The organism is Dysgonomonas sp. GY75, assembly GCF_015234155.1.
Taxonomy (GTDB): Bacteria; Bacteroidota; Bacteroidia; order Bacteroidales; family Dysgonomonadaceae; genus Dysgonomonas; species Dysgonomonas gadei.
In genome coordinates this window covers 110,306-131,572 of sequence record NZ_JADCLQ010000030.1, presented here as the reverse complement: position 1 = coordinate 131,572, position 21,267 = coordinate 110,306, and the positions used below count along the sequence as shown (strand labels likewise).

The following is a 21,267-nucleotide window of genomic DNA, read 5'->3' as shown; positions in this document are numbered from 1 at the left end:
TCAATTCTGTCAAAGAACTCGTGAAAGTAGAGAACTCTCGTGTGGTTTTCTTTATGCCTTCGCCATCCACGGTGGCTACTACTACTTTCTTGTGTACGTCTATGCCGCATCCCCTGGATACGACCTGGGTAAATGTAATCTGTTCCATAGTCTTAATCTTTAGTTGGTTATAACCAAAGCTAAGGGCCTTTGCTAACTTTTACATTATCTTTGGCGTCTTTTTTACGTCATGGGGGTTTCATAATTGTATTATTTATTGGTTGTTGTGATTACTATATTTATCCGGATATATAATCCGTTGTATTTACTTTTGAGAAATTAAGTTGAAGGTGGTCTTATTCTCTACTTGGATCTGCTTTGTAGTCAGAAATTCGTCTTTATCGTTATATATATGAACGGTAATGTCGGATTTATCGGACCATCTTTCATTGTCTTTGTCCCATTTTGTATATGCTACATAAGCCACCTTGTTTGCGTCTCCGTATTGATAAGAGTATGTCGCGAAATTTTCCCATCCGGTATTATCATTCCATATGCTTACTGTCTTTTCTACGATGTTACCGTTTTGGTCGTAGTGGTAGTATTCTTTACTTTCGGGTTTTGAAGTTTCTTTATTGATAGAAACATATTCTTTCTTTACTCCAAATTCTCCACTTTCTACATTGCTGTAAGTCATTACATTCCTTGCGCTGAGATTCATTGTTGAAACTAATACTGCAAATACTGAAGTTAGGATTGTTGCTTTCATAATTGTATGCTTTAAGTTATTTGTTTATTATTTTATTAGTGTATTAGATTACTAGTACACTGCAAATCTAAGTTGTATTTTTGAACTGACAAAACTTTTTGATAACTTTTTTTATTTAAAATGAAAAATATTTCTCAATATCATGATAATTAAGCTATTGTGTTTTGTGTTTTGTGTTAACCTTAAATATTCGGTAAGTCGCCCGTGAAAAATAGGGGAGAGGCCTTATTGCAGACAAATAATATATTGATGCGAATTAGTAGTTGAGTTACTATGATATTCAAAGATTGTTTGTATCCTTTTGATATATAAATCAAAAGGACAAAAACACTTCAACCTCCGGTCTGTTTGTCGGTTGGATAAAGTATAACCTGTATTTATAGATTGCAACATCCTGTAATGGATGTTGAAGATTTTCTGAAATTAGTATACAGATTGCATTATCATTGCAAGCCCTGTATTTCCTGATTGCGGGCCTGTATTTCCAGCGGAGGGATTTGTCGTTGCAATTGCTCCTGTTTCTTTTCCAAATCTGTGATTTCCGTAGCCATCGTGCGTTTTGCTTCCTGCGAAGACTTACTGTAGGTACTTCTCAGATTATCCAGCTTCTCGGATACAGACCTCAAATCTGATTTCATCTGCACTACCCGGAAATATGTATCGCGGGCGGTTTTATTTTTAAAGTCGGCAAGTTTGTAATATGTATTTTCGTCATTGATTACGAATTCAAAGTCGCGTATCACTTTCACCTCTTCTTTAGGCGCTTTACGGGCAAGAGCGATTAGTTGCGAATAATTTTGTCCTTTCAGCCATGTATCTTTTATAGATTTGATACGAGCCCTGCCGGCCATATATTTTTCATCGTCGCTTTCTACGATTTTCACGGTCTTGTTCGGAATAAAGGCATAGATACATACCCTACCTTCGGGTTGGAACCTGTCGGAAGCAAACCATCCTATCCCTTTCTCTTCATCCACAACCATCATATAATCATTGTAAAGAGAGTTGAATGGCATATTCAGGCGTTCGGGTGCAAGATAGGTATCGTTATTCATATTGTATCGCGAAACAAACAGATCGTATCCTCCCAGGCTGTCATAATCCTTTGCTGCGAAATAAATAGTAACCCCGTCGGCCATTACGTAAGGATAATTAAGGTCGCCTGTCAGGTTGAAGTTGGTAGCCGAGAGTTTCTTCTCATTGCCGTACTTGTCCAATAATTTCTCCATCGAATATAAAGTATACGAACCGTTCTTCTCAGGTTGCGCATAATATATCTTCGTTTCCTTTTCATTAAAATAGACAGTAGATTCTACCCGTTTATTGGAAGTGAAAACCTTATCAAAATAATCGAGGCGTCCCGAGCTGTGACTCAGCTTGTAGGCTGACAGGAAACTAGCTTTATCCACTACTACACTGTCTATTATCTGTATATCCTCAGTGTTGGAAACCACACGGTTCAGACGCGACATCTCCTTGCGCTTCTCTTCGAGGCGGGCACGCGCATCATCATCTTTCTTTTTCAGCATAGATTCATACTTATTGAAAGCTTCGGTAGCTTCGGCAAACCGGAACTCGTCAGTGTACAGTTGTCCAAGATAATAGAACGAATCCTGTATCCTTTTTTGTGATGCAAGCAACAGGCTTTTTTCTGCCTGTACACGGTCGCCTCCTGTTTCGAACAGGCATACTCCATACCAGTGGTTGATATTAGCGTCGTTGGGCTTAGCCGCATATTCCGTTTCGAATACCGGCAGAGCCTTTGCGTATTCTCCTTTCAGGTAGAGGTCTTTTGCTTCCGCCAATGTTTGGGAAAATACAACAGGTAAGCAACAGAAGGAAAGCACTATATAAATAAATACCGATTTCATAAATTGACTACTGATTATTAATGGTTTCAAAGATAAGCATTTAAAATTATAAGATATTATAAGTGGCGAATAGAATTTAACAACACATTCTTAGAGCCTGTTTAAATTTTAATGATATTCTCATGTTTTTAGCTATCAAAATAATAAAATGAGTCCGCGGTCTTTGTTATCAAAATTTGAGTTATTTTTGCGTCGCAAAATATTAACGCTATACAATTATGAATCTTGCCAGCTTATATACAATATTATTATTGATCGTATCTAATGTGTTTATGACATTCGCCTGGTACGGGCATCTGAAAATGAAAGAATATTCTTGGTTTGCCGCACTCCCGCTTTTAGGTGTGATACTTATCAGTTGGGGTATCGCATTTTTCGAATACTGTTTTCAGGTTCCGGCAAACCGTTTGGGCTTCCAGGGCAACGGAGGGCCTTTTTCTCTGATGCAGCTCAAAATTATACAGGAGGTTATTACCCTTACCGTTTTCGTTCTTTTCAGCACACTGGCGTTTAAGACCGAAACTTTCAGATGGAACCATATACTGGCTTTTGTCTTCCTTATTGCGGCGGTATATCTTGTTTTTAAGAAATAGATTCAATCCGATCTCTTATTACGCAGGATAGACAGTACAATCACAACTCCCATAATACCGGAGACAACGAACCCGAGAAATCCCAGTATTGATACTCCCCATGCAGTGGGCGGCATGTCAGCCAGCACCAGTATGGCCGATCCTATTGTCGATGCCGATATAATCATGGCCACTACCAGATGACTGATTGTATTCCGTATATCATTAAGGCCCCGTAGCTTGTGCGTAATCTCCAGTTCATTATTATTCACTTTTTGCACCAGTGTGTGGATATCTTCGGGTAACTCTTCCAGCCTGTCGCCCATATCATACAGCTTATCCAGTACTTTATTTGTCAGGTGCTTAGGTGTAAATCTTTGTTTCATCAGCTTTATGCCATAAGGCTTTACGTTTTCTATAATATTGGTATCTATGCCAAGCTCGCGGCCAATACCTTCGAGAAGAATAATTCCCCTTACCAGCAAATAAATATATTCGGGAAGGATTGTCTGATTCTCATTCAGCAGTTTTGAAACGGTTTTTGCCAGTTCCGCCAGATTGAGTTCTTTTACGGAAACGTTATCCATAATATAGAGTAATTCATACAAATCCCGCTCCAGCTGCGTCTCGTTCTTTATACTATACTTTACAGCGACTTTCTTTATTACCCTTATAAGCCGTTTTACGTCTTTGCGCAAGGCATAAATGACGAAATCGCCCAGATATTCTTTATCCTTCGGCAACATCTTGCCGACCGAACCGTAATCTATGAAGGCTATCTGCCCTGTAGGCAAAACGAAGATATTTCCGGAATGAGGGTCGGCATGAAAGAAACCATAGTCGATAATTTGCTTCAGATATAAATCTACAACCGTTTCTGCTATTAGTTTCATATCCAGTCCGCTCTGCAGAATTGTCTCCTTGTCCGATATTTTTATCCCCTCAATAAATTCCATACACAAGATATTGCTGTTGGAAAGTTCCTTATAAGTAAGGGGTATATAGATAGCGTCGTTTCCCTTAAAATTATTCCTGAACTTTTCTATATTAGCCAACTCCTGAGTAAAAGACAATTCGGCGATCACGGATTTCTCGAATGTACACACAATATTGTATAAACCGACTTTGCGTGCGGCATCATAATACTTTTCAAAGATGCGTGCCAGATCTTTCATTATAAGGATATCGGCCTCTATCTTTTCCCTGATTCCTTTTCTCTTTACCTTGATCACCACTTTCCTCTGCCCTTCTTTAAGTCCTGCGGTATATACCTGCGAAAGTGAGGCCGCGGCAATGGGATCGGTATCGATAAATTCAAATATCCCGTCAGGTTCTAAAGACAATTCTTCTTTTAATGTTTCATATATGTCTATATCTTTCACCTGTACCTGATCTTGCAGTTTCTGTAATTCTATAGTCAATTCTTCGGGTAACAGGTCGTCACGGTTGCTCATTAACTGTCCCAATTTTATATAGGCCGGACCTAATTCCTCCAGTACCATCCTTATCCGTTCATAGATGCTAAGCGAAAAAGTCTCCTTTCGCTTTTCGCTGTGCCCTATATATGCATCAGGGATCAGCTTTTTAATATCGGTTTGTGTGACAAGCGTCTCGAACCCGTATTTTGAAAGGATGGCTGCTACCTGCGCAGTTCTTTTTATTTTTTTTATATTATCCATAAATAGAGAAACTTAGACTGGTGAAAATACAGCCTCTAAGTTAATAAGTTATTTTTTAGAAAGCGATTTCTTTAAAAAAGGAATAAGGTCAAAAATGTGAAAACAGGGAATTGTATTCTTTAGCCGTATAGTGTTAAAACCTAACACATCTGACAGTTTTTGGACTATTTCCGCACTGCCATTTTTTATTTCATTAACTATATATCGTTAAAAGGTAACAAAGGTAACACGGAAAGTAATTAATAATGAAGAATGAAAAATTAATAATTAGCTTGTCAGTCATCAGTCAGCAACTTGTATCTCGTGTCTTGTTTACTTGTATCTCATATAACTTTCAACTTAGTACTCAATACTTACTACTTTGATAAGGTAACAAAGGTAACACATGTTTCAGCTTTTAGCTGATAGCTTAGGCTATCGCACAAGAGACTTTAGGGTAAACATAAATACAGTTCTTTCAACTTTGTACTCATTACTTAAAACTTATTACTTGTTAAAAGGTTACAAAGGTTACACTATTTCACTCATTTGCTAATATTCTAATCTACAGATTTACGAATCAATCTTTCAAAGAGCTATAAGCTAACAGCTAAAGGCTATCAGCTACATACATAGATAAACTATTTCAAAAAAATTAAATTTCGAGGGTTTACCCTAAAAAGGAATTATATTTGCACCCAAATTAAAAATCTATGAAAAAAGATATACTTTGGAAAGTAAACAGTTTCGACGAGTTTACGATAAACGAATTATATGACATATTACATCTTCGGTGCAAGATATTCGTGGTAGAGCAAGATGCTCCTTACCTCGATCTGGACTATAAAGACCAGAAGGCGCTGCACCTGCATGGTTACGTCGATAATACACTGGTTGCCTATTGTCGCATATTCAAAGCTGGTGATTATTTCGACGAGGCCAGTATAGGGCGGGTAATTGTAGCAGAGGAATACAGGAAATACGGTTATGGAAAAGATCTGATGAAAAAGGCTATCGAACTGGAGGAGTCCGTATTCGGTGAAACAAAGATCACGATATCCGGGCAATTGTATCTGAAAAAGTTCTACGAGAGTCATGGTTTCAGGCAAACGAGCGAGATGTATCTCGAAGATGGCATACCGCATATAGAAATGAAGAAACAATAAAATCCTTACGAAAAATATTGGAATTTAATATTTTATCCCTAAATTTGCAGCCCGAAAATAGAAAGGAGGTTTAATGATCTTTTGAACAGAACATAATTAGTTTATAGTCGGATGCTGCTTGCAGAGCAGTGTTCAGAAGATTGTTATACAAAAGCCGCCTATTATAAAAACGAATGAGGAAAGCATGCCTCACTAATTAAATTGCATTAAACAAAACAAAAAATAAATAAAAAATAAAACGACAATTATGATCATTGTACCATTAAAAGAAGGCGAAAATATTGAAAAAGCCTTGAAGAAATTTAAAAGAAAATACGAAAAAACAGGTGTAGTAAAAGAACTTAGAAGACGTCAGGAGTTTCGTAAGCCATCAGTGGTGAAAAGAGAACAAAGATTGCACGCCGTATACGTTCAGGCAATGCACCGTTCGGAAGAATAAAATACTATTGTCTTTTCCGCATAAAATTATTAACTTCGTCATTCAGGATTCAAATTCGGACAGATGATGTTACTAATTGACAAATATAGCAGATATCTCCGTTATGAAAAGAACTTCTCTTTACATACGGAGATTTCTTATTCTACAGACCTTCACCAGTTTGTCGGATTCCTGCAAGAACATTTTCCGGAAGTAGATGTGAAAAGCGTAGACAGTGACATAGTCCGCATGTGGATTGTATCGCTTATGGAGGCAAAGATCGCCGCGCGGTCAGTAAACCGTAAGTTGAGTACGCTTAAATCGTTCTACAAATATTTGTTGCGGATAGGCGAAGTCTCAGTAAACCCGGTAAAGAAAATTACAGGGCCCAAAACGCCAAAACCCATTCCCTCGTTTGTGAACAATGGAGATATGGAGAAAGTGTTGGAGGAATCAAACTTCGACAACTCATTCGAATCGCTCCGCAATCATATAATGATCGAATTGTTCTATGTTACAGGTATTCGCCGGGCAGAGTTGATCGGATTGAAAGATGTTGATGTGGATTTCAGTGCCGAAACAATACAAGTGACAGGTAAGCGGAACAAACAACGTCTTATCCCCTTCAGCGATGGGATGAAAGCCATGCTCGAAGAATATCTGAATGCAAGGAACGAGGAAATAGGAAACTTATCCGGTTACTTATTTGTTAAGAATGATGGGCAGCAGCTCTACCCGATGCTTGTGCACAGGATTGTGACGGAAAATCTGAAGCAAATACCGACTCTTTCAAAAACAAGTCCCCATGTGCTTCGCCATTCATTTGCAACCGGCATGCTAAATAATGGAGCGGATATAAATGCGGTAAAAGAATTATTAGGACATTCAAGCCTTGCGGCTACAGAAATATACACACACACTTCATTCGAAGAATTAAAGAAAATTTATAACAAGGCTCATCCGAGAGCCTAAAAGTAAAGGAGGAAACATTATGAATATTGCAATTCAGTCAGTGCACTTTGATGCAAGCACTCAGTTAAAAGAGTTTATAGAAAAGAAATTATCTAAACTGGATAAATTTTCTGACCTGATTGTAGATGCCGAAGTAATACTTAAAGTAGTAAAACCCGAAGTTGCGAACAATAAAGAAGCATCAGTAAAATTAAATATCAAAAGCGGAGAACTCTTTGCCAATAAGACTGCCGACTCGTTCGAAGAGGCTGTTATGCTGAACGTAGAAGCCCTCGAAAAACAGATACTCAAAGTAAAGGAGAAAACGCAAGCCAAATAATAACAAACATTTATACATCCGCTTTCTATTCAACGGATAGAGGAATATGTACCAAAAGAAAGAACTCCGGAAAAATAAATACATAAAGTATTGTTATTCTAAAAAATAATTTCTAATTTTGTCGCCGTTTCGCTATTAAAAGTCGTAATGGCGGCAAAATTTGTTGTTATGCCTCTTTAGCTCAGTTGGCCAGAGCACGTGATTTGTAATCTCGGGGTCGTTGGTTCGAATCCGACAAGAGGCTCAAGGTATAGAAAAAGAAGTTCTTGTAAACTTGAAATAACTTAAGAGTTTATTGATAAAGCTTCCTGATTCTCTTCAATAAAAAGTCAACTCCTTATAATGATATAAGGTAAATTGAAGAGAAGGTTCTTTACTGTTTATGCCAATGTAGCTCAGTGGTAGAGCACTTCCTTGGTAAGGAAGAGGTCACGGGTTCAAGTCCCGTCATGGGCTCTGGTTTATTTTAGTGAATTTATTCAATAGAATTAAATATATACATTTAACTAAATAATAGAAGATTAATTATGGCAAAAGAACATTTTAACCGGGCGAAACCGCACGTAAATATCGGTACAATCGGTCACGTTGACCACGGTAAAACTACTTTGACTGCTGCTATCACTAAAGTATTGGCTGACAAAGGTCTTTCTCAAGCTCGTTCATTCGATTCAATCGACAACGCTCCTGAAGAAAAAGAACGTGGTATTACTATCAACACTTCTCACGTTGAATATGAAACAGCTAACCGTCACTACGCTCACGTTGACTGTCCTGGACACGCCGACTACGTAAAGAACATGGTTACTGGTGCTGCTCAGATGGACGGTGCTATCATCGTAGTTGCTGCTACTGATGGTCCGATGCCTCAAACTCGCGAACACATCCTACTTGCACGTCAGGTAAACGTACCTAAGTTGGTTGTTTTCATGAACAAGTGTGATATCGTTGAAGACGAAGAAATGCTAGAACTAGTTGAACTTGAAATGAGAGAACTTCTTTCATTCTATGAGTTCGACGGCGACAATACTCCAGTTATCCGCGGATCTGCTCTAGGTGCACTTAACGGTGTTGAGCCTTGGGTTAGCCAGGTGATGGAACTAATGAATGCTGTGGATACTTGGATTCCACTTCCTCCACGCGATGTAGACAAACCATTCTTGATGCCGGTTGAAGACGTGTTCTCTATCACAGGTCGTGGTACAGTAGCAACAGGTCGTATCGAAACTGGTAAGATCAAAACTGGTGAAGAAATTCAAATCATCGGTCTTGGAGCAGAAGCTAAAAAATCAGTTGTTACAGGAGTAGAAATGTTCCGTAAGATTCTTGACGACGGACAAGCTGGTGACAACGTAGGTCTATTGCTTCGTGGTATCGACAAGGAAGAAATCAAACGTGGTATGGTAATTTGCCACCCAGGTAAGATTACTCCTCACACTAACTTCAAAGCTGAGGTTTATATCCTTAAGAAAGAAGAAGGTGGACGTCACACTCCATTCCACAACAAATATCGTCCTCAGTTCTACCTGCGTACTCTTGACGTTACTGGCGAAATCACTCTTCCTGAAGGAACAGATATGGTTATGCCTGGCGACAACGTGACTATCAACGTAGAACTTATCTACCCGGTTGCTTGTAACGTAGGTCTACGTTTCGCTATCCGCGAAGGTGGTCGTACAGTAGGTGCTGGTCAGATTACAGAAATTATTGCATAAGCAATTCCAATCTATATACTAAAGTCGGTTTGCGATATAACCGACTTTAATTTACGGGCGTAGTTCAGTGGTAGAGCGTTGGTCTCCAAAACCAAATGTCGGGAGTTCGAATCTCTCCGCCCGTGCTAAAAAACTCAAGAAGAGTAATGAAAAAAATAATTAATTACATTAAAGATTCTTATAACGAGCTTGTATACAAGGTTTCTTGGCCTACTCGTGCAGAACTGACCAACAGTGCGGTAATTGTCATGATTGCTTCCATAATAATGGCACTAATCGTTTGGGGTATCGATTCTGCATTCGAGTCTATTGTCAAGTTTTTCTATAGTCTTTAATCCTTATCAAAAGCTATGACTGAAATCGAAAAGAAATGGTATGTTTTGCGTGCCGTTAGTGGAAAAGAAAATAAAGTCAAAGAGTATCTTGAAGCTGAGATAAAGAAATCAGACTTAGGAAAGTATATCTCTCAAGTTCTTATCCCTACAGAGAAGACTTATATCATGCGTAACGGAAAGAAGGTTCTGAAAGAAAGAGCTTATCTTCCCGGCTATATCTTGATCGAAGCTGCCCTCATAGGGGAAGTTATCCATGAATTGCGTAACATAAATTACGTAGCCGGTTTTTTACCGAATACAACCAACCCTCAGCCTTTGAGCCAGTCCGAAGTAAACAGGATACTGGGTACTATGGATGAGCTGGATGAGCAGGAAGTAGGCATGGATGTTCAATACATTGTCGGAGAAAATGTAAAAGTGACCAATGGTCCTTTCTCAGGATTTTCGGGAATCATTGAAGAAGTGAACACAGAGAAAAAGAAACTGAAAGTAATGGTAAAGATATTCGGGCGGAAAACTCCTCTCGAGTTGAATTACATGCAAGTCGAAAAAGAGCAGTAAGATTGGTTACGCAACTCTGAATGCTTTAATCTTAAGTTTTAACAAAACTAAAAATTAGAAACAAAAATGGCTAAAGAAATTGCTGGACAATTAAAATTACAAATTAAAGGCGGTGCAGCAAATCCATCTCCTCCTGTAGGACCTGCTCTAGGTTCTAAAGGTATCAACATCATGGATTTCTGTAAGCAATTTAATGCCAGAACTCAAGACAAGGCAGGTAAAATATTACCAGTGGTAATTACTTACTATGTTGACAAGTCTTTCGATTTTGTTGTAAAACAACCACCTGTAGCAATCCAACTATTGGAAGCATCTAAGGTGAAGAGCGGATCGGCAGAACCAAATCGTAAGAAAGTAGCTGAAATTACCTGGGATCAGGTAAAAGCTATTGCTGAAGATAAGATGGTCGACCTTAACTGTTTTACAGTCGAATCAGCCATGAGAATGGTTGCTGGTACAGCAAGAAGTATGGGTATTACTGTAAAAGGGGCTTTCCCTGATGTTCAATAATTAAACTTCAATTGAGAAATGGGTAAACTTACTAAAAATCAAAAGTTAGCTTTCAGCAAGATTGAAGCAGGGAAACTATATACATTAACCGAAGCATCAGCTCTTGTAAAAGAGGTTACGACAACTAAATTCGACGCTTCTGTCGATTTGGATGTACGCCTAGGTGTAGACCCACGTAAAGCTAACCAGATGGTGAGAGGCGTTGTGTCTCTTCCTCATGGAACAGGAAAACAAGTTAGAGTTTTGGTATTATGTTCTCCGGACGCTGAGGCTGCTGCTAAAGAAGCAGGTGCCGACTATGTTGGATTGGACGAGTATATCGAAAAAATAAAAGGTGGCTGGACTGATATTGATGTTATCATCACTCAGCCTGCTATCATGGGTAAAGTTGGTGCTCTGGGACGTGTTTTAGGACCTCGTGGTCTAATGCCTAACCCTAAGAGTGGAACCGTGACTGTAGATGTTGCTAAAGCTGTGACAGAGGTTAAATCAGGTAAAATTGACTTTAAAGTAGACAAAGCTGGTATTATCCATGCTTCTATCGGAAAAGTATCTTTTACTCCTGAGCAAATCAAAGATAACGCGAAAGAATTTATTGCTACGCTTATCAAATTGAAACCAACTGCAGCAAAAGGAACTTATGTGAAGAGTGTTTGTCTTTCAAGTACTATGAGCCCGGGTATAAAAATAGACCCTAAATCAGTAGAAAATTAATAAAAAATTGACTGAAAATTATGAGAAAGGAAGATAAAAGCACTATCATAGAAACTATAGCAGCAACAATCAAAGGATACGATCATTTCTACCTTACCGATATTGCTTCTCTAAATTCTGCTAAAACGAGCGAGTTGAGAAGAGAATGTGCTAAGCAGGAGATCAAACTGATGGTTGTAAAGAATACGTTGTTGCAAAAAGCTCTGGAAAGCCTTGAAGGTGATTACGCTGAGTTGGATGCTGCATTGAAAGGAAATACTGCTATCATGTTTTCTAATTCGGCTAATGCTCCGGCTAAGCTGATTGCTAAATATAAAAAAGAAGGAATACCTTCGCTTAAGGCAGCTTATGTTCAAGAAAGCTTCTATATCGGTTCAGGAAATCTGAGCGCACTGGAAAATATCAAGAGCAAAAATGAACTTATCGGCGATGTTATTGCAGCCCTTCAATCCCCTGCCAAGAATGTTATCTCAGCCCTTCAATCGGGTGGAAATACTATCCATGGCGTCTTAGAAACATTATCTAAGAGATAAATTTTAAACAAAAGAATAATAAACAATTTTAATTTATACAAAAATGGCAGATATCAAAGCTATTGCAGAACAACTAGTAAATTTGACAGTAAAAGAAGTAAGCGAATTAGCTGAAATTCTAAAAACTGAATATGGTATTGAACCGGCCGCTGCTGCTGTTGCAGTTGCTGCAGGACCAGCTGCTGCTGCTGAAGTAGTAGAAGAAAAAACATCTTTCGATGTAATCTTGAAATCAGCAGGAGCTAACAAACTACAAGTTGTTAAAGCTGTAAAAGAACTTACAGGACTTGGTTTGAAAGAGGCTAAAGATCTAGTAGATGGTGCTCCTGGTGAACTTAAAAAAGGAGTAACTAAAGATGAAGCTGACGCATTGAAAAAACAATTAGAAGAAGCTGGAGCCGAAGTTGAACTTAAGTAAAGATAAGTCCTGAGAAAGGATATTTGGTTAGGAACCTTCCTCGAAGAAGGTTCTTAACCTTTTTGCGTCAAAAGTAATAAGTTCAATAAAATAGGTTATCCATGTCTTCAACAACAAATCAAAGAGTCAATTTCGCTTCAATCAAAAATCCGCTTCCTTACCCGGATTTTCTTGAAGTACAGTTAAAGTCATTCCGCGACTTTCTGCAACTTGATACCCCTCCTGAAAGAAGGAAAAACGAAGGCCTATACAAAGTTTTTGCTGAAAACTTTCCTATAGCCGATACACGAAACAACTTTGTATTAGAGTTTTTGGACTACTTCATCGACCCTCCGCGCTATACTATTGATGAGTGTATCGACAGAGGACTGACATATAGTGTTCCTTTGAAAGCAAAGCTAAAACTTTATTGTACAGACCCTGACCACGAAGATTTTGATACAGTTATCCAGGATGTATACCTGGGACTGATTCCATATATGACTGAGAAAGGTACCTTTGTCATCAACGGAGCAGAACGTGTAGTAGTGTCTCAGTTGCACCGTTCACCCGGTGTGTTCTTCGGACAAACGATGCACGCCAATGGTACAAAGCTTTATTCAGCCCGTATCATTCCGTTCAAAGGTTCTTGGATCGAATTTGCTACCGACATCAACAATGTCATGTATGCATACATCGACCGGAAGAAAAAATTACCCGTAACTACATTGCTTCGTGCTATCGGATTCGAAAGCGATAGAGATATCCTTGAGATTTTCGATCTGGCCGAAGAAATTAAAGTTACAAAACAAAATATTAAGAAAGTATTAGGTCGTAAGCTTGCAGCCAGACTTTTAAGAACATGGATGGAAGACTTCGTGGATGAAGATACCGGTGAGGTGACTTCAATCGAGCGTAACGAAGTTATTCTTGAACGTGAAACAGTTCTGGATAAAGACCATCTTGATCTGATTATAGATTCGAACATTGCTTCTATTTTATTGCATAAGGATACGCAAAATATTTCAGATTTTGCCATTATCTACAATACATTGCAAAAAGACCCGAGTAACTCGGAAATAGACGCGGTCCGTCATATATACAGACAGCTTCGTAGCGCTGAACCGGCTGACGATACCAGCGCACGCGAGGTTATAAACAACTTGTTCTTCTCTGAAAAACGCTATGACTTAGGTGAAGTAGGCCGTTACAGACTTAACAAGAAATTGGGCTTGGCGACAAGTACCGATATCCGTGTATTAACGAAAGAAGATATTATTGAAATAATCAAGTTCCTTATCGAGCTGATTAATTCAAAAGCTATCGTTGATGATATCGACCACTTGAGCAACCGTCGTGTCCGTACAGTTGGCGAGCAACTTTTCAACCAGTTTGGAGTTGGTCTTAACCGTATGGCACGTATCATTCGTGAAAGAATGAATGTACGCGACAATGAAGTGTTTACGCCTATCGATCTGATCAATGCGAAAACAATCTCATCCGTAGTAAATACATTCTTCGGTACGAATGCATTGTCTCAGTTTATGGACCAAACCAATCCATTGGCCGAGATTACTCATAAACGTCGTATGTCTGCACTGGGACCGGGCGGTCTTTCCCGTGAAAGAGCAGGTTTCGAGGTGCGTGACGTTCACTATACTCACTACGGACGCCTTTGTCCTATCGAGACTCCTGAAGGTCCGAATATCGGTCTGATCTCATCTCTTTGCGTGTATGCCAAAATTAACGACCTTGGTTTCATAGAAACCCCATATCGTAAAGTTGCGGACAGCAAAGTAGACCTTTCATCAAACGGTATTGTTTATCTTGCTGCCGAAGAGGAAGAAGATAAGCTTATTGCACAGGGTAATGCTCCGTTGAATGACGATGGAACGTTTATCCTTAAACGTGTGAAAGCTCGTCAGGATGCCGACTATCCGGTTATTGCACCGGAAGAAGTTGAGTTAATGGACGTATCTCCTACTCAGATTGCATCTATCGCCGCTTCTTTGATTCCGTTCCTAGAACATGACGATGCCAACCGTGCACTGATGGGATCGAACATGATGCGCCAGGCTGTACCATTAATGCGTACCGAAGCCCCTATTGTGGGAACAGGTATCGAAGGACAGCTTATCCGTGACTCTCGTACACAGATTGTGGCAGAGGGTGCAGGAGAAGTAGTATATGTGGATGCAAGTACCATTAAAATTAAATATGACCGTACTGCTGACGAAGATTTCGTAAACTTCGACGATGCCGTAAAAACATATAATATACCTAAATTCAGGAAAACAAACCAGAATACAACGATCGACCTTCGTCCTATCTGCCGTAAGGGAGACAGAGTTGTTCTGGGACAAATCCTGACAGAAGGGTATTCTACCGAACAGGGAGAATTGGCTATCGGAAAGAACCTGAAAGTGGCATTTATGCCATGGAAGGGGTATAACTTCGAGGATGCTATCGTACTTAACGAACGTATCGTGCGCGAAGATATATTTACTTCTGTACACGTAGAGGAATTCGTACTCGAAGTACGTGATACCAAGCGTGGTGTAGAAGAATTGACTTCTGATATTCCTAATGTGAGCGAAGAGGCTACAAAAGACCTGGACGAAAGAGGAATTATCCGTATCGGTGCCCGCGTGAGTCCCGGGGATATCCTGATAGGTAAGATCACTCCGAAAGGAGAATCCGATCCTTCACCTGAAGAGAAACTGCTCCGCGCCATCTTTGGTGATAAAGCCGGTGATGTGAAAGACGCGTCATTGAAAGCTTCTCCATCTCTGAAAGGAGTTGTTGTAGGTACAAACCTATTCTCTAAGGCATCCAAGAAAGGTAAAACGAAACTTTCGAGCAAAGCCTTGCTTCCTAAGCTGGATGAAGAATATGAAGAAAAGATAGCTAAAGTAAAATCAGTATTGGTAGACAAGCTATTGATCTTAACCGATGGTAAAACATCTCAGGGTGTGAAAGATTATCTTAATGTGGATATCATTGCCAAAGGCTCCAAATTTACGAAGAGTGCACTGGACAATATCGATTATGAGTCAATACAGGTGAGCAACTGGACAGCAGATGAGCACAAGAATGAATTGATAAAAGATGTAATCGTTAACTTCCTGCGCAAATATAAAGAACTGGATGCGGAATTGAAACGTAAACGATTCGACCTGACTATCGGGGATGAACTTCCTTCTGGTATTGTTCAGATCGCAAAAGTTTATGTGGCTAAAAAGCGTAAAGTTCAGGTAGGGGATAAGATGGCAGGACGCCACGGTAACAAAGGTATTGTGTCGCGTATCGTTCGTCAGGAGGATATGCCATTCTTACCGGACGGAACACCGGTTGATATCGTATTGAATCCGTTAGGGGTGCCTTCACGTATGAACCTTGGTCAGATATTCGAAACTGTATTAGGTTGGGCCGGAAAAGAGTTGGGTGTGAAATTTGCCACTCCTATTTTCGACGGAGCAAGCCTTGACGATATGAATGCATGGACAGACAAAGCCGGAGTTCCTCGTTATGGTAAAGTTCGCTTATTTGATGGTGGTACAGGAGATCGTTTCGACCAGCATGCGACAGTAGGTATCATCTACATGCTAAAACTGGGCCATATGGTTGAAGATAAGATGCACGCCCGTTCTATCGGACCTTACTCCCTTATTACGCAACAGCCTCTTGGAGGTAAAGCTCAATTCGGGGGCCAGCGTTTCGGAGAGATGGAGGTTTGGGCACTTGAAGCATTCGGTGCGGCTTATATCCTGAGAGAAATCCTGACTATCAAGTCCGATGACGTTGTCGGCCGTTCCAAGGCTTACGAAGCTATTGTGAAAGGTGAGCCAATGCCACAGCCGGGAATACCTGAATCCCTGAACGTATTGCTTCATGAAATGCGTGGTCTGGGATTAAGCGTATCGCTTGACTAAACAATATTAGCCGTTAGCTTTTGGCTTTTAGCCTTTAGCTGACGGATTCTAAATACTCTAACAAACAGCTATTGGCTAATAGCTAACAGCTAACAGCTTTTAAAGGAAAAAAGTAATATGGCTTTTAGAAAAGAAAATAAAGTAAAGAGTAGCTTTTCAAAAATAACCGTGAGTCTTGCCTCTCCCGAAGAAATTCTGGAAGCATCGAGCGGGGAAGTTTTGAAACCCGAAACTATCAACTACCGTACATACAAACCGGAACGTGACGGGCTTTTCTGCGAACGTATATTCGGCCCTGTAAAGGATTACGAATGTCATTGCGGTAAATACAAAAGAATCCGTTACAAAGGTATTGTCTGCGACCGTTGCGGTGTTGAAGTAACAGAAAAGAAAGTTCGCCGCGAACGCACAGGTCATATCCACCTGGTAGTTCCGGTAGCTCATATCTGGTATTTCCGTTCTCTACCTAACAAAATGGGTTATCTTCTGGGTATCCCTACAAAGAAACTGGACTCTATCATTTACTACGAACGTTATGTAGTGATCCAATCAGGTATCGCGGTAGAAGAAGGAGTAGCAGAAAAAGACCTTCTTACAGAAGATGAATACTTGAACATACTGGATAAACTCCCTAAAGAAAATCAACTGTTGGACGATACCGATCCGAACAAGTTTATTGCTAAAATGGGAGCCGAGGCCGTTTACGATTTGTTGTCACGTATCAATCTTGATTCGTTGGCAAACAATCTGCGTCACAAAGCCAGTACAGATACATCTCAACAACGTAAGAACGAAGCGTTGAAACAACTTCAGGTTGTAGAAGCGTTCCGTGGATCGAAGGGCAAGAATAAACCTGAATGGATGATCGTTAAGATCGTTCCTGTTATTCCGCCGGAACTTCGTCCGCTTGTTCCGTTGGATGGTGGCCGTTTTGCTACATCCGACCTGAATGACTTGTATCGTCGCGTTATTATCCGTAACAACCGTCTGAAAAGACTTATCGATATCAAAGCACCGGAAGTGATCTTGCGTAATGAAAAACGTATGCTTCAGGAAGCTGTCGATTCATTGTTCGATAACTCACGTAAATCAAGCGCGGTTAAAACAGATGCTAACCGTCCGTTGAAGTCGCTTTCCGACAGTTTGAAAGGTAAACAAGGACGTTTCCGTCAAAACTTGTTGGGTAAACGTGTCGACTATTCGGCCCGTTCGGTAATCGTCGTTGGTCCTGAATTGAAGATGCACGAGTGCGGTATTCCTCAGGATATGGCAGCCGAGTTGTACAAACCGTTTATCATCCGTAAGCTGATTGAGCGCGGTATCGTTAAGACCGTAAAATCAGCGAAGAAAATAGTAGACCGCAAGGAACCTGTGGTTTGGGACATCCTCGAACACGTAATGAAAGGACATCCTGTGTTGCTCAACCGTGCCCCTACACTTCACCGTTTAGGTATACAGGCATTCCAGCCGAAGATGATCGGAGGTAAGGCAATTCAGCTGCATCCACTATCGTGTACGGCGTTCAATGCCGACTTCGACGGTGACCAGATGGCCGTTCACTTACCATTAGGTAATGAAGCTATCCTCGAAGCGCAGATGTTGATGCTTGCATCTCACAATATCCTTAACCCTGCGAATGGCGCACCTATTACTGTACCATCTCAGGACATGGTTCTCGGATTATATTATATTACTAAGATACGCAAGGGAGCTAAAGGCGAAGGCCTTATATTCTACGGACCCGAAGAAGCGATCATCGCTTATAATGAAGGAAAAGTAGATATTCATGCCCTTATTAAAGTATATGTAAATGATCTGGATGAAACAGGAAACGTTGCTAAACTGATGCGTGAAACTACTGTCGGACGTGTTCTTGTTAACGAGAAGACACCGGTAGAAGTAGGTTTTATCAATGAAGTACTTTCTAAGAAATCACTTCGTGATATCATCGGTAACGTGATCAAAGTAGCCGGAGTTGCTAAAACAGCCCAGTTCCTCGACGATATAAAAGACTTAGGATATACAATGGCATTCCGTGGAGGATTGTCGTTCAATCTTGAGGATGTAATCATACCGGAAGAAAAAGATGAATTGGTACTTCAGGGTTATGACGAGGTTGAGCAGATAATGAATAACTACAACATGGGATTCATTACCTACAACGAACGTTACAATCAGATTATTGATACATGGACTCACGTTAACTCCAGATTGTCAAATATCCTGATGAAACAATTATCGGAAGACAATCAGGGATTCAACTCTGTATATATGATGTTGGATTCAGGAGCCCGTGGTTCGAAAGAGCAGATCCGTCAGTTGTCAGGTATGCGTGGTTTGATGGCAAAACCCCAGAAGAGTGGAGCTGAAGGTGCTCAGATTATTGAGAACCCGATCCTTTCCAACTTTAAAGAAGGTCTGTCGGTGTTAGAGTACTTTATCTCTACCCACGGTGCGCGTAAAGGTCTTGCGGATACAGCTTTGAAAACAGCCGATGCCGGTTACTTAACCCGTCGTCTGGTTGACGTTTCTCAAGATGTTATCATCAATGAAGAAGATTGTGGAACACTTCGCGGACTTGTTTGTACAGAGTTGAAGAACAACGAAGAAGTTGTGGCTTCTCTTTACGAACGTATCTTAGGCCGTGTATCAGTTCACGATATACAACATCCGTTGACAGGCGAACTAATCGTTAAATCGGGTGAAGAAATCAAAGAAGATACCGCAGCCAAAATTCAAAACTCTCCTATCGAAAGTGTTGAAATACGCTCGGTGCTTACCTGTGAATCAAAAAAAGGTGTTTGTGGAAAATGTTACGGACGTAACCTTGCCACAGGGCGAATGGTTCAGCGTGGTGAGGCTGTCGGCGTAATCGCAGCACAGTCAATCGGTGAGCCGGGTACACAGCTGACACTTCGTACATTCCACGTTGGGGGTATCGCCTCTAACATTGCTACCGAAAGTAGTATCGTTGCAAAATATGACGGAGTATTGGAAATCGACGATCTGCGTATCGTAGAAGCAATTGATGAAACCGGTAAAAAGACACAAATCGTAGTTAGCCGTTTGGTTGAACTTCGTTTGGTTGACCCGAATACTAAAATTGTCCTTCTTACTCACAATATACCTTATGGTTCCAAACTTTATTTCAAAGATGGGGCCAAAGTGAAGAAAGATGACCTTATCTGCGAATGGGATCCGTTTAACGCAGTTATCATTTCTGAAGCAACCGGACGTATCAAATTTGAAAATGTTATTGAGAATGTAACATACAAAGTTGAGTCGGACGAACAAACCGGTTTGAAAGAAAAGATTATCGTTGAATCACGTGATAAAACCAAAGCACCGGAGGCTCATATCCTTGATGAGAAAGGGAATATGATGAAAATGTACAGCTTACCATTAGGTGCTCACATTGTAAAAGATGATAATGACACTATCAAAGCCGGAGATGTACTTGTTAAGATTCCTCGTGCCGTAGGTAAAGCGGGTGATATCACGGGAGGTTTGCCTCGTGTGACCGAGTTGTTCGAGGCTCGTAATCCTTCCAACCCTGCTGTGGTATCTGAAATCGACGGAGAAATCTCATTTGGTAAGATCAAACGTGGTAACAGAGAGGTTATAGTTACGTCTAAACTTGGAGAAGTGAAGAAGTACCTTGTTCCTCTTTCGAAACAGATCCTTGTGCAGGAGAATGACTTCGTAAGAGCAGGTATGCCATTATCGGACGGAGCAACCACTCCTTCGGATATTCTGGCTATCATGGGACCAACAGCTGTTCAGGAATACATTGTAAACGAAGTACAGGATGTATATCGTCTGCAAGGTGTGAAGATCAACGATAAACACTTCGAAGTAATTGTGCGTCAGATGATGCGCAAGGTAGAAGTGATCGATCCGGGAGATACACGCTTCCTTGAACAACAGGTTATCGATAAATACGATGTAATGGAAGAGAATGACCGAATCTGGGGCAAAAAAGTAGTCCTTGATGGTGGTGATTCTGCAACATTCGAGCCGGGACAGATTGTAACCGCACGTAAACTGAGAGATGAGAACTCTATGCTCAAACGTAGAGACCTTCGCCCGGTAGAAGTGCGTGATGCAATTCCTGCTACAGCTAACCAAATACTTCAGGGTATCACACGTGCAGCCCTTCAAACTCAAAGCTTTATGTCAGCCGCTTCGTTCCAGGAAACTACAAAAGTACTGAACGACGCTGCTATCAACGCGAAAGTGGACAGGCTGGAAGGTTTGAAAGAGAACGTAATCTGTGGACACTTGCTTCCTGCAGGTACAGGTCAGCGTGAATTCGAAAAACTTGTAGTTGGTACCAAAGAAGACTTTGACAGAATTGCTGCTACGAGAAAGACTGTTGTAGATTTTGACGCCGTAGAATAATTAATTATTCTTTTATATAGTTAGAAGGAGGGGTGATGTAATGTCACTCCTCTTTTTTTATTGTACAAATTTTAAGCATCCCTTTTGCCGTACTCTATGTTGTGATAATATCAAGCCGGTGATTGCAAGTCGCCTTGTAACGGGACTGTAAAGTACTATATCGGAATATCAATTATTTTGTTTTTGTATTTTCTTGGAAGTTAGTTAAGAATTGATAGGCTATCCCTCCTGTTAAGCCTTTGTTTCCATTGTTTAGGAAAGTGACAGGATAAAAAGTGTATAAATGCTTCAATTTAAATACGCTATGTTCCTGTAACCGTTGATTATCAATTTCTAAAAAAAAAGCTATCTAAAAAACATTCCTCTTTTCTACTATCTAAGCTCAAGTGAATCTTTATAAAAATGACACAAATAATGCTCAAAAATGACATAAAGATTCTTTTAG

17 protein-coding genes and 3 tRNA genes are annotated in these 21,267 nt (G+C 40.3%); 17 read left to right on the top strand and 3 right to left on the bottom strand.

Annotated features, from left to right (window positions below):
- Positions 1-304 precede the first annotated feature (304 nt).
- The gene (locus tag IR083_RS11645; protein ID WP_194224452.1) at positions 305-748 is read right to left on the bottom strand and encodes a DUF3836 domain-containing protein; all 444 of its coding nucleotides are present in this window, start codon (positions 746-748) and stop codon (positions 305-307) included.
- Positions 749-1,191: 443 nt separating this feature from the next.
- Positions 1,192-2,619 carry a tetratricopeptide repeat protein gene (locus IR083_RS11640; RefSeq protein ID WP_194224451.1) on the bottom strand — a complete coding sequence of 476 codons (1,428 nt, stop codon included), beginning with the start codon at positions 2,617-2,619 and terminating at the stop codon, positions 1,192-1,194.
- A 218-nt stretch (positions 2,620-2,837) separates the two neighbouring features.
- Between IR083_RS11640 and IR083_RS11635 the strand changes: the two genes are divergently transcribed.
- Positions 2,838-3,212, top strand: coding sequence for a DMT family protein (locus tag IR083_RS11635; RefSeq protein WP_194224450.1), 375 nt, complete (start codon positions 2,838-2,840; stop codon positions 3,210-3,212).
- A 2-nt stretch (positions 3,213-3,214) separates the two neighbouring features.
- Here the strand turns inward: IR083_RS11635 and IR083_RS11630 are convergent, their stop codons facing one another.
- Positions 3,215-4,870: an ABC1 kinase family protein gene (locus IR083_RS11630; protein WP_194224449.1), complete on the bottom strand. Its 1,656-nt coding sequence runs from the start codon at positions 4,868-4,870 to the stop codon at positions 3,215-3,217.
- Positions 4,871-5,562: 692 nt separating this feature from the next.
- On the opposite strand from IR083_RS11630, the gene IR083_RS11625 reads away from it, so the two are divergent.
- The 16 genes from IR083_RS11625 (at position 5,563) to rpoC (ending at position 20,822) form a co-directional block, all read left to right on the top strand.
- Positions 5,563-6,015 (top strand): GNAT family N-acetyltransferase, encoded by a 453-nt coding sequence (locus tag IR083_RS11625; RefSeq protein WP_006800212.1) that lies wholly within the window; start codon positions 5,563-5,565, stop codon positions 6,013-6,015.
- 247 nt (positions 6,016-6,262) lie between these two features.
- Positions 6,263-6,454, top strand: a complete 192-nt coding sequence (rpsU, locus tag IR083_RS11620; RefSeq protein WP_006800211.1) for a 30S ribosomal protein S21 — start codon at positions 6,263-6,265, stop codon at positions 6,452-6,454.
- Between the two features lie 63 nt (positions 6,455-6,517).
- Positions 6,518-7,405, top strand: a complete 888-nt coding sequence (locus tag IR083_RS11615) for a tyrosine-type recombinase/integrase (RefSeq protein WP_194224448.1) — start codon at positions 6,518-6,520, stop codon at positions 7,403-7,405.
- Positions 7,406-7,424: 19 nt separating this feature from the next.
- On the top strand, positions 7,425-7,724 hold the full coding sequence (hpf, locus tag IR083_RS11610) for a ribosome hibernation-promoting factor, HPF/YfiA family (protein ID WP_006800209.1): 300 nt from the start codon (positions 7,425-7,427) through the stop codon (positions 7,722-7,724).
- 170 nt (positions 7,725-7,894) lie between these two features.
- Positions 7,895-7,968 (top strand) — tRNA-Thr (locus IR083_RS11605).
- 140 nt (positions 7,969-8,108) lie between these two features.
- Positions 8,109-8,180, top strand: a tRNA-Thr gene (locus tag IR083_RS11600).
- Between the two features lie 71 nt (positions 8,181-8,251).
- On the top strand, positions 8,252-9,439 hold the full coding sequence (gene tuf, locus IR083_RS11595; protein ID WP_194224447.1) for an elongation factor Tu: 1,188 nt from the start codon (positions 8,252-8,254) through the stop codon (positions 9,437-9,439).
- A 53-nt stretch (positions 9,440-9,492) separates the two neighbouring features.
- A tRNA-Trp gene (locus tag IR083_RS11590) sits at positions 9,493-9,564 on the top strand.
- Between the two features lie 21 nt (positions 9,565-9,585).
- The gene (secE, locus tag IR083_RS11585; protein WP_006800207.1) at positions 9,586-9,774 is read left to right on the top strand and encodes a preprotein translocase subunit SecE; all 189 of its coding nucleotides are present in this window, start codon (positions 9,586-9,588) and stop codon (positions 9,772-9,774) included.
- A 15-nt stretch (positions 9,775-9,789) separates the two neighbouring features.
- Entirely contained in the window at positions 9,790-10,335 is a 546-nt protein-coding gene (nusG, locus tag IR083_RS11580) for a transcription termination/antitermination protein NusG (protein ID WP_006800206.1), read from the top strand.
- Between the two features lie 66 nt (positions 10,336-10,401).
- Positions 10,402-10,845 (top strand): 50S ribosomal protein L11, encoded by a 444-nt coding sequence (gene rplK, locus IR083_RS11575; protein ID WP_006800205.1) that lies wholly within the window; start codon positions 10,402-10,404, stop codon positions 10,843-10,845.
- A gap of 18 nt (positions 10,846-10,863) precedes the next feature.
- Positions 10,864-11,559, top strand: coding sequence for a 50S ribosomal protein L1 (rplA, locus tag IR083_RS11570; protein ID WP_194224446.1), 696 nt, complete (start codon positions 10,864-10,866; stop codon positions 11,557-11,559).
- A gap of 20 nt (positions 11,560-11,579) precedes the next feature.
- On the top strand, positions 11,580-12,092 hold the full coding sequence (rplJ, locus tag IR083_RS11565; protein WP_006800203.1) for a 50S ribosomal protein L10: 513 nt from the start codon (positions 11,580-11,582) through the stop codon (positions 12,090-12,092).
- A gap of 43 nt (positions 12,093-12,135) precedes the next feature.
- Entirely contained in the window at positions 12,136-12,510 is a 375-nt protein-coding gene (gene rplL, locus IR083_RS11560; RefSeq protein ID WP_006800202.1) for a 50S ribosomal protein L7/L12, read from the top strand.
- Positions 12,511-12,611: 101 nt separating this feature from the next.
- Entirely contained in the window at positions 12,612-16,421 is a 3,810-nt protein-coding gene (gene rpoB, locus IR083_RS11555; RefSeq protein ID WP_006800201.1) for a DNA-directed RNA polymerase subunit beta, read from the top strand.
- Positions 16,422-16,538: 117 nt separating this feature from the next.
- Positions 16,539-20,822 carry a DNA-directed RNA polymerase subunit beta' gene (gene rpoC, locus IR083_RS11550; RefSeq protein ID WP_006800200.1) on the top strand — a complete coding sequence of 1,428 codons (4,284 nt, stop codon included), beginning with the start codon at positions 16,539-16,541 and terminating at the stop codon, positions 20,820-20,822.
- Positions 20,823-21,267: the final 445 nt, after the last annotated feature.

Coding starts and splice junctions, on each gene's coding strand:
- IR083_RS11645 (WP_194224452.1), bottom strand. CDS start 748: ATGAAAGCAACAATCCTAACTTCAGTATTTGCAGTATTAGTTTCAACA.
- IR083_RS11640 (WP_194224451.1), bottom strand. CDS start 2,619: ATGAAATCGGTATTTATTTATATAGTGCTTTCCTTCTGTTGCTTACCT.
- IR083_RS11635 (WP_194224450.1), top strand. CDS start 2,838: ATGAATCTTGCCAGCTTATATACAATATTATTATTGATCGTATCTAAT.
- IR083_RS11630 (WP_194224449.1), bottom strand. CDS start 4,870: ATGGATAATATAAAAAAAATAAAAAGAACTGCGCAGGTAGCAGCCATC.
- IR083_RS11625 (WP_006800212.1), top strand. CDS start 5,563: ATGAAAAAAGATATACTTTGGAAAGTAAACAGTTTCGACGAGTTTACG.
- rpsU (WP_006800211.1), top strand. CDS start 6,263: ATGATCATTGTACCATTAAAAGAAGGCGAAAATATTGAAAAAGCCTTG.
- IR083_RS11615 (WP_194224448.1), top strand. CDS start 6,518: ATGATGTTACTAATTGACAAATATAGCAGATATCTCCGTTATGAAAAG.
- hpf (WP_006800209.1), top strand. CDS start 7,425: ATGAATATTGCAATTCAGTCAGTGCACTTTGATGCAAGCACTCAGTTA.
- tuf (WP_194224447.1), top strand. CDS start 8,252: ATGGCAAAAGAACATTTTAACCGGGCGAAACCGCACGTAAATATCGGT.
- secE (WP_006800207.1), top strand. CDS start 9,586: ATGAAAAAAATAATTAATTACATTAAAGATTCTTATAACGAGCTTGTA.
- nusG (WP_006800206.1), top strand. CDS start 9,790: ATGACTGAAATCGAAAAGAAATGGTATGTTTTGCGTGCCGTTAGTGGA.
- rplK (WP_006800205.1), top strand. CDS start 10,402: ATGGCTAAAGAAATTGCTGGACAATTAAAATTACAAATTAAAGGCGGT.
- rplA (WP_194224446.1), top strand. CDS start 10,864: ATGGGTAAACTTACTAAAAATCAAAAGTTAGCTTTCAGCAAGATTGAA.
- rplJ (WP_006800203.1), top strand. CDS start 11,580: ATGAGAAAGGAAGATAAAAGCACTATCATAGAAACTATAGCAGCAACA.
- rplL (WP_006800202.1), top strand. CDS start 12,136: ATGGCAGATATCAAAGCTATTGCAGAACAACTAGTAAATTTGACAGTA.
- rpoB (WP_006800201.1), top strand. CDS start 12,612: ATGTCTTCAACAACAAATCAAAGAGTCAATTTCGCTTCAATCAAAAAT.
- rpoC (WP_006800200.1), top strand. CDS start 16,539: ATGGCTTTTAGAAAAGAAAATAAAGTAAAGAGTAGCTTTTCAAAAATA.